The 7,922-nt window shown below is 44.7% G+C and carries 6 protein-coding genes; 3 read left to right on the top strand and 3 right to left on the bottom strand.

Annotated features, from left to right (window positions below; all coding sequences use genetic code 11):
• Positions 1-120: 120 nt before the first annotated feature.
• Positions 121-516 (top strand): response regulator, encoded by a 396-nt coding sequence (locus tag AC1DP6_RS23370; RefSeq protein ID WP_477021768.1) that lies wholly within the window; start codon positions 121-123, stop codon positions 514-516.
• A 119-nt stretch (positions 517-635) separates the two neighbouring features.
• Here the strand turns inward: AC1DP6_RS23370 and AC1DP6_RS23365 are convergent, their stop codons facing one another.
• Positions 636-2,279: an ABC-F family ATP-binding cassette domain-containing protein gene (locus AC1DP6_RS23365; RefSeq protein WP_477056986.1), complete on the bottom strand. Its 1,644-nt coding sequence runs from the start codon at positions 2,277-2,279 to the stop codon at positions 636-638.
• 302 nt (positions 2,280-2,581) lie between these two features.
• On the opposite strand from AC1DP6_RS23365, the gene AC1DP6_RS23360 reads away from it, so the two are divergent.
• Positions 2,582-3,244 carry a carbonic anhydrase gene (locus AC1DP6_RS23360; protein ID WP_477056985.1) on the top strand — a complete coding sequence of 221 codons (663 nt, stop codon included), beginning with the start codon at positions 2,582-2,584 and terminating at the stop codon, positions 3,242-3,244.
• 2 nt (positions 3,245-3,246) lie between these two features.
• Entirely contained in the window at positions 3,247-4,065 is an 819-nt protein-coding gene (murI, locus tag AC1DP6_RS23355) for a glutamate racemase (protein ID WP_477056984.1), read from the top strand.
• 65 nt (positions 4,066-4,130) lie between these two features.
• On the opposite strand, the gene AC1DP6_RS23350 is transcribed toward murI, so the two are convergent.
• Positions 4,131-6,257: a S9 family peptidase gene (locus tag AC1DP6_RS23350; protein ID WP_477056983.1), complete on the bottom strand. Its 2,127-nt coding sequence runs from the start codon at positions 6,255-6,257 to the stop codon at positions 4,131-4,133.
• 123 nt (positions 6,258-6,380) lie between these two features.
• Positions 6,381-7,772 (bottom strand): Gfo/Idh/MocA family protein, encoded by a 1,392-nt coding sequence (locus AC1DP6_RS23345; RefSeq protein WP_477056982.1) that lies wholly within the window; start codon positions 7,770-7,772, stop codon positions 6,381-6,383.
• Positions 7,773-7,922 lie beyond the last annotated feature (150 nt).

Genomic DNA, 7,922 nt, shown 5'->3' with positions numbered 1-7,922 from the left:
GTCTTATTTTGCGGTAAAACGGTATCAATGCAATGCGATTCTTCCCTTAAACTATCGTCTTTGGGGTGTGCCCTTTTGTTATTTAACGGATAAGATAAGAAGCCCAATTAAAACCGAAGCATGGAAGACATGAGTAAAATAGTGTACGTTGTAGATGATGATGAAATTTTTCATTTCATTATCAAAAAAATGTTGGGGCAGCAAAGCAATCACCTGGTAGTTACCTCTTTCCTTTGCGCAGAAGAAGCGCTGGAACAGCTTTCAAGTGATCCTCAGCCTACATTGCCCTCTCTTATTATTCTTGATATGAATATGCAGCGGATGAACGGATGGGATTTTATTGAAGCATACAGAGGGTTAAAAACATCTCTCAAAAATACAATTCCGATTATCATGTGCTCCTCCTCCGTGGATGTAAGGGATATGCAAAAAGTACAGCATACACCGGAATTGATGGCTTACATCACCAAGCCACTTGATAAAAATAAACTCAAGGTAATAGAGGAATATCTATAAAGAAATTACGAATTTCAAATTACGAATTACGGCTTTGTGAGAAGGTAACAGCGAATGCACTTCGCGTTTATCATCTTCTTACAAAGCCGTAATTCGTAATTTGAAATTCGTAATTTCTTTTACGCCAGTACTGCGTTACCGTACATTTCTTCACGCAAAGTCTTCACACGCTCATCTGCCAGATACTCATCAAAGGTCATCAGTCGATCGATGATGCCTTTAGGTGTCAGCTCAATGATACGGGTAGCTACTGATTGCATAAAGGTATGGTCATGTGTGGTGAATAAAACCACGCCTTTATAGTTGATCATGCTTTCGTTGAAAGACTGGATAGATTCCAGATCCAGGTGGTTGGTAGGCTCATCGAGTACCAGTACGTTAGGGTCCTGCAGCATCATGCGGCTGGTCATACAACGTACTTTTTCACCACCGCTCAATACGGAAGTTTTCTTCATGATTTCATCTCCACCAAATAACATTTTACCCAGGAAACCACGCAGGAATGGCTCATCCACATCTGTAACGTGTGGTGGTACATACTGACGTAACCAATCCATCAGGTTCAGGTCTTTATTGGTAAAGAACCCGGCGTTATCATTGGGCAGGTAAGCACTGGTAACAGTGGTACCCCACTCAAATTTACCGCTATCTGCCTGCGCTTCGTTGTTGATTACCTGGAAGAAAGTAGTGAGGGCCAGGTGATCTTTAGACAGGAAAGCAATCTTATCTCCCTTGTTAACAGAGAAGGTTACATCTGTAAAGAGTTTGCGACCATCTACCAGTTTCTCCAGCTTTTCTACGTTCAGGATCTGGTTACCTACTTCACGCTGTTGCTTGAAGATGATACCCGGATACTTACGGTTAGAAGGCTGAATATCTTCCACCACCAGTTTTTCCAAAGCTTTCTTACGGGAAGTAGCCTGTTTACTTTTGGAGGCGTTGGCACTGAATCGGGCGATAAAGTCCATGAGGTCTTTACGCTTATCTTCCATTTTCTTGTTCTTATCAGAAATCTGACGGGCCATCAACTGGGATGATTCGTACCAGAAGGTATAGTTACCACTGAAGATCTGGATCTTGGCACGATCCACATCCGCCACATGCGTACAAACAGCATCGAGGAAGTGACGATCATGCGATACAACGATTACGATATTCTGATAGTCAGCCAGGAAGTTTTCCAGCCAGCCAATTGTTTCCACATCCAGGTCATTCGTAGGTTCATCCAGCAACAGGATGTCCGGATTACCGAACAGGGCCTGTGCCAGCAAAACACGCACCTTCAGACTACCGGCAATATCTTTCATCAGTGAACCGTGTACTTCTTCTTTTACACCCAGATCGCTCAACAGTACACCTGCATCACTTTCTGCGGTATAACCGCCCATTTCACCATATTCTGCTTCCAGTTCACCGGCACGCATACCATCTTCTTCGGTAAAATCTTCTTTGGCGTAAATAGCATCTCTTTCCTGCGCTATTTTCCAAAGCCTGCTATTACCCATTAATACGGCATTCAGTACTGTAACCTCATCAAATCCAAAGTGATTCTGCGAGAGAACGCTCATGCGCTCACCCGGAGTGATTTCCACAGTACCTTTATTCGGTTCTATTTCACCGGACAATATCTTCAGAAAAGTAGACTTTCCTGCTCCATTGGCCCCAATCACACCATAACAGTTCCCTTTTGTGAAATTGAGGTTTACTTCGTCAAACAATACTCTCTTACCAAAAGAGAGCGTTACGTTTTTAACACTGATCATGCTGGCTATGTAAATTTTGAAGCTGCAAAGGTACAGATTTTATGCGGGCTTTCCAAGCAGACAAGGATCTTAACATGACAACAAAATAACATACACAATCAGCATTGCAATAGCTTTTTATATATTCATTACTCCTTAAGCAGACAATACTACCTCACAATCAACAGCGGGAGAAGATACCGGCCATAGATCCTGCCTGAAGGGAACAGTTACGGGATACCATCTCCATAATTTCATAATACCCACCGTTCAGGAGTATATACTTTCTATACGTATCTTTAGCGCATAAAAATTAATACAGGATGACAGCATATAACCAGATATTTGAGAACAACAAGGTTTGGGTAGCTTCCAAATTAGCCACAGATGCGGCGTTTTTCGACAAGATGGCGGATTCACAGAAACCAGCCTATCTGTATATTGGTTGCAGCGACAGTCGTGTTCCCACTAATGAAATCATGGGACTGGAAGCGGGAGAAGTATTTGTTCACCGTAACATTGCTAATCTTGTACCCAATACCGATCTCAATGTAATGGGCGTGATCAACTACGCAGTGGTACACCTGGAAGTAAAACATATCATTGTTTGCGGCCATTACAACTGCGGTGGCGTGAAATCCGCCATGCAGGCCAAAGACCTTGGTATTCTGAATCCCTGGCTGCGCAACATCCGCGATGTTTACCGTCTTCATATGGATGAATTAAATGCCATAACGGATGAGCATACACGCTATAATCGCCTGGTTGAACTCAATACCCAGGAACAATGTATTAACGTTATCAAAACTGCCGCCGTACAAAAATCTTATGTAGAGAAGGGTTATCCAACGGTTCACGGCTGGGTATACGATCTGAAAAACGGTATGCTGAAAGACCTGGAAATAGACTTTGAAGGCGTACTGCATGAAATTCAAAAAATTTATGACTTAACAGGCTCCGGCCTGATGCAAAAAGACACTGAATAATCATGGGTCCTATTGGCGTGTTTGACTCCGGCTACGGCGGATTAACGGTACTGAAAGAAATAATAAGAGAACTCCCGGCATACGACTATATCTACCTGGGAGATAATGCCCGCGCACCTTATGGCAATCGCGGCTTTGATACCATTCACGCCTATACGCTGGAATGTGTACAAAAATTATTTGACCTGGGCTGCCCGCTGGTGATTATTGCCTGCAATACCGCCTCCGCAAAAGCACTCCGCACTATTCAGCAAAAAGATCTTCCCCATATAGCACCGGATAACAGGGTGCTGGGCGTTATACGTCCTACCTCTGAAATGGTAGGCACCATCACGCAAACCGGGGAAGTAGGGATTCTTGCTACCAACGGTACAGTATCTTCTGAATCTTATCCACTGGAAATTCATAAATTTTTTCCGCACGTAAAAACCTATCAGTTGGCCTGCCCGATGTGGGTGCCCCTGATCGAAAACAATGAACACGAAAGTGATGGCGCGGATTATTTTGTGAAAGAATACCTGGAGAAAATATTGTCGGAATCCGGAGATATAGATACGCTGGTATTGGGCTGTACCCACTATCCCCTGCTGATGAAAAAAATCAAACAGTTTTTACCGGGTGGTATTACGCTGCTATCTCAGGGTAAAATTGTAGCACATAGCCTGAAAGATTATCTGAAGCGTCATCCTGAAATGGAAAGCAGGCTGAGTAAACAACAGCAACAACAATTTTATACCACAGATGATCCGGCTATTTTTGACAGGATGGCGGAGATATTTTTCGGGAAAACAGTTACGTCTAAAAAGATGTTGACAAAGTAATATTAACATAGTTATAAAAGGAAAGGCCGGAATTACTTCCGGCCTTTCCTTTTATATGCTTCTGTTTATTTTCCTTCCAGCTTTAGCAGAAAGGCATAATCCAATGCCACTTCATGCAATGCTTTGAACCTTCCGGAAGCACCGCCATGACCAGCTTCCATATTGGTATGCAGCAGTAATAAGTTGTGATCTGTTTTCAGCTCTCTCAATTTGGCCACCCATTTTGCTGGTTCCCAGTACTGCACTTGTGAGTCGTGCAAGCCGGTAGTAACCAACATATTCGGATAGGCTTTAGCCGTTACATTATCGTAAGGAGAATACGACTTCATATAATCGTATGAATCCTTATTTTTTGGATTGCCCCATTCATCGAACTCACCGGTCGTTAATGGAATGGTTTCATCCAGCATGGTAGTTACCACATCAACAAAAGGCACCTGCGCCACTATGCCATGAAATAACTGCGGCTGCATATTCACTACTGCACCCATCAGCAGGCCGCCAGCGCTGCCTCCCATAGCATACAAGTGCGCGCTATCAGTATAGCGCTGTTCTATCAGGTAATGCGCGCAGGCGATGAAGTCTGTGAAAGTGTTTTTCTTTTTAAACATCTTACCATCTTCATACCACTGCCGGCCCATTTCCTGGCCACCACGAATATGCGCGATCGCAAAGGCGAAACCACGGTCCAGCAAACTTAACAGGCCGGAGTCGAAAGTAGCATCCATGCTATGGCCATAAGAACCGTAGCCATATAACAGCAGCGGACCTTTCCCGTTTTTCTCAAATGTTTTCTTATATACAATAGACACCGGAATCTTAGTGCCATCTGTTGCAGTAGCAAAGAGTCTTTCAGTAGCATAGTCTTTGGGATCATAACCACCGAGCACTTCCTGTTGCCGCTTCAATTCGCTTTTACCTGTTTCCAGGTTATAGTCATACACAGAATTGGGCGTAATCATGGAAGTATAGTTATACCGCAACTCTTTACTATCCATTTCCGGATTATTGCCTACAGAAGCAGTATAGGCTGCTTCTGAAAAAGGCAGGTACTTCTCGGTATGTGTTTTATCATTGATCACCCGGATCAGTGTTAAGCCCCCCTTTCTTTCTTCCAATACGGTGAAGTCCTTAAATAGTTGCAGGTCCTCCAGTAATACATCCGGACGATTGGGGATGAGCTCTTTCCAGTTCTGCCGGGAAGTCTTATCCAGCGGGGATTCCATCAAGCGGAAGTTGAGTGCCTCCCAGTTGGTAACGATGTAAAATTTATCGTCGCGATGATCGATGCTATAGAGCATTTCTTTTTCGCGGGGCTGAAATACACGGAATACATCATTTGGTTTGGCGGCATCGAGGATGCGGCTTTCAGACGACAAGGTACTTTCGCTGTTGATAACGATATACTTTCCTGATTTGGTTTTTGACACGCTGACATCAAAGGTTTCATCAGCTTCGTGATACACTTCTTTGTCTGCTGCGGTTCCCAGCGTATGCCGCATGATCCGGTCGCCACGAAGCGTAACGGTATCTTTGCGGGTATAAAACAGGGTTTTATTATCACTGGCCCAGGTACTGGCTGCCGTTGTTTCCGGGATGACATCGGTGAGTACCTCGTTTGTTTCCAGGTTCTTAACATGAATGGTATAACGTCTGCGGCTTACTGTATCTATTCCGTAGGCCAGCAAGGTGGCATCCGGGCTTACACTCATACCGCCTACATGGCAATATGCATGTCCTGCAGCCAGGTCGTTTACATTGAGTATTATCTGTTCAGCAGCTTCCAGGCTGCCTTTTTTACGGCAGTATACCGGGTATTCTTTGCCTGCTTCAAAACGGGTATAATAATAGTAGCCGTTTTTCAGATAGGGCACGCTCATATCTGTTTCTTTGATGCGTGACTTCATCTCCTCAAAAAGCTTTTCCCGCAGTTTTTTCTCCGGCGACAGGATAGTGTCCAGGTAAGCATTTTCCGCGTTGAGCCATGCCAGCACTTTAGGATTTTCGCGGTCATTCATCCAGTAATAATTGTCGATGCGCTTATCACCGTGGATACTGAGTTCTTTAGCTATCTTTTCTGCCACAGGAGGTTTAATATCAGCCTGATCATTCATAGTATTCTTCTTTTCGTTACAAGACAAAAGGACCGTTCCCAAAAGCAACAAAATATTACCCTGGAAGTTCTTAAACATAGGAGATAGTTTTAAATAGTATGGTTAAATGTAAGAAAATTACGAATTACGAATTACGAATTACGGATTTGTGGGGAGAAATACGCGTTTACCATCTCCCCACAAATCCGTAATTCGTAATTCCTAATTCGTAATTCTATTCATACTCACCGGATCCCAATTTACCAGTTTCTTACTAAAATAACTCTCATTGGTGAGCAATGCGGGTCCTGCGGCCCGAAGACCAAATACGGCGTCTTCCACTACTGCTTTGCCGGTGCGCATAGATTCAAAGAAGTTGGTAAAATGTTCCAGTCTGTCGTCATAGCCTTTAGGGGCTGCGTAAGCGCTGGATGTTTCTATCGCGTTTCTTTTATCTGCCGGGTATTTGGCGTTATATTCCTTTACGTAGGCAGCCTGTTGTGCTTTCGTAAAAGTATTGTAAGTATCCCAACCGCCATAGCCCGGTGCTTCAGGCAGTTTATGTTTCTTTATTTTAAAATCGTTCCAGCCCAGTTCCAGCACACCTTCCGTACCAATGAGGCGGGTATATTCCCCTCCACCGCTGCCATCTGCAAAATTAACGCGCAGCGTCATCTGGAAGGAAGGATGTTCTTTTGTTTCGGGGTAGTCGAAAATAGCGACTACGGTATCTGGTACATCGCGGCCATCTTTCCACTGTACCAGGTTGCCGCTGGCGTAGATGGTAGTAGGACCGAGGGATCCTGTGATGAAGTGCAGACCAGAGATGAGGTGTACGAAGAGATCGCCGGGGATGCCGGTGCCGTAAGCCTGGTAGTTGCGCCAGCGGAAGAAGCGTACCGGATCAAAAGGTAATTTGGCAGTGTCTTTCAGGAAGGTATCAAAGTCGATGGTAGCAGGAGAAGCATCCGGCGGAATGGAATACTGCCAGGCACCCAATGCGCTATGGCGGTCCATCCTGGCTTCTACCACGTTGAGCTGGCCTATTTCGCCGGCCTGGTAACGTTTACGGGCCTCCGCTAATGCAATGCTGCTCACGCGCTGACTGCCCACCTGGAAAACGGCTTTCGTACGCTTTTGCGCAGCGATTACTTTATGTCCTTCTTCTATCTGCTGGACCATCGGTTTTTCGCAGTATACTGCCTTACCAGCTTCCATGGCTGCAATGGCAATAGTATCATGCCAGTGATCCGGCGTAGCCACAATGATAGCATCTATATCTTTTCTTTTCAGTAGTTCGCGGTAATCGCGGGTGGTATATACTTGTGGACCAAATACATCTTTTACACGGGCAAGGTGGCCATCATACAGGTCGGCGGCGCCCACGAATTCTACGCCGGGCACTTTCACTGCGGTTTCCACATCCCCAAATCCCATGATTCCCATGCCTACACAGGCAATGCGTATTTTATCGTTGGGAGAAATTCTTTTTTCGGGCTGCAACAGCTGCACATGTTCGGACTCTTTTGCCATGGCCGCCAGTTGGCCAATTCCCAGCAGCGCTGCCGTGCTGCCGATGTGTTTGATAAACTTTCTGCGTGATTGTTCTGACATATATTGTTATTTAAAACAGGTTGCGTGGAAAAAACACATGATAGTAAAAAATTTTAGAAAGATAAATTTCCTGGGATGAGCGGAGTGTAGATGTATGTCGTGTCCAGGATTATACTGATCCAGATGATTTACCGGATTTTTTTGGTGCAG

It is taken from the genome of Chitinophaga sp. 01L420 (genome assembly GCF_056399985.1).
The sequence above is the reverse complement of the archived record's forward strand: the minus strand, read 5'-3'. Positions and strand labels throughout refer to the sequence as shown.

Excerpts from the sequence above, each read along its gene's own strand:
- AC1DP6_RS23370 (WP_477021768.1), top strand. The coding sequence starts at position 121 with ATGGAAGACATGAGTAAAATAGTGTACGTTGTAGATGATGATGAAATT.
- AC1DP6_RS23365 (WP_477056986.1), bottom strand. The coding sequence starts at position 2,279 with ATGATCAGTGTTAAAAACGTAACGCTCTCTTTTGGTAAGAGAGTATTG.
- AC1DP6_RS23360 (WP_477056985.1), top strand. The coding sequence starts at position 2,582 with ATGACAGCATATAACCAGATATTTGAGAACAACAAGGTTTGGGTAGCT.
- murI (WP_477056984.1), top strand. The coding sequence starts at position 3,247 with ATGGGTCCTATTGGCGTGTTTGACTCCGGCTACGGCGGATTAACGGTA.
- AC1DP6_RS23350 (WP_477056983.1), bottom strand. The coding sequence starts at position 6,257 with ATGTTTAAGAACTTCCAGGGTAATATTTTGTTGCTTTTGGGAACGGTC.
- AC1DP6_RS23345 (WP_477056982.1), bottom strand. The coding sequence starts at position 7,772 with ATGTCAGAACAATCACGCAGAAAGTTTATCAAACACATCGGCAGCACG.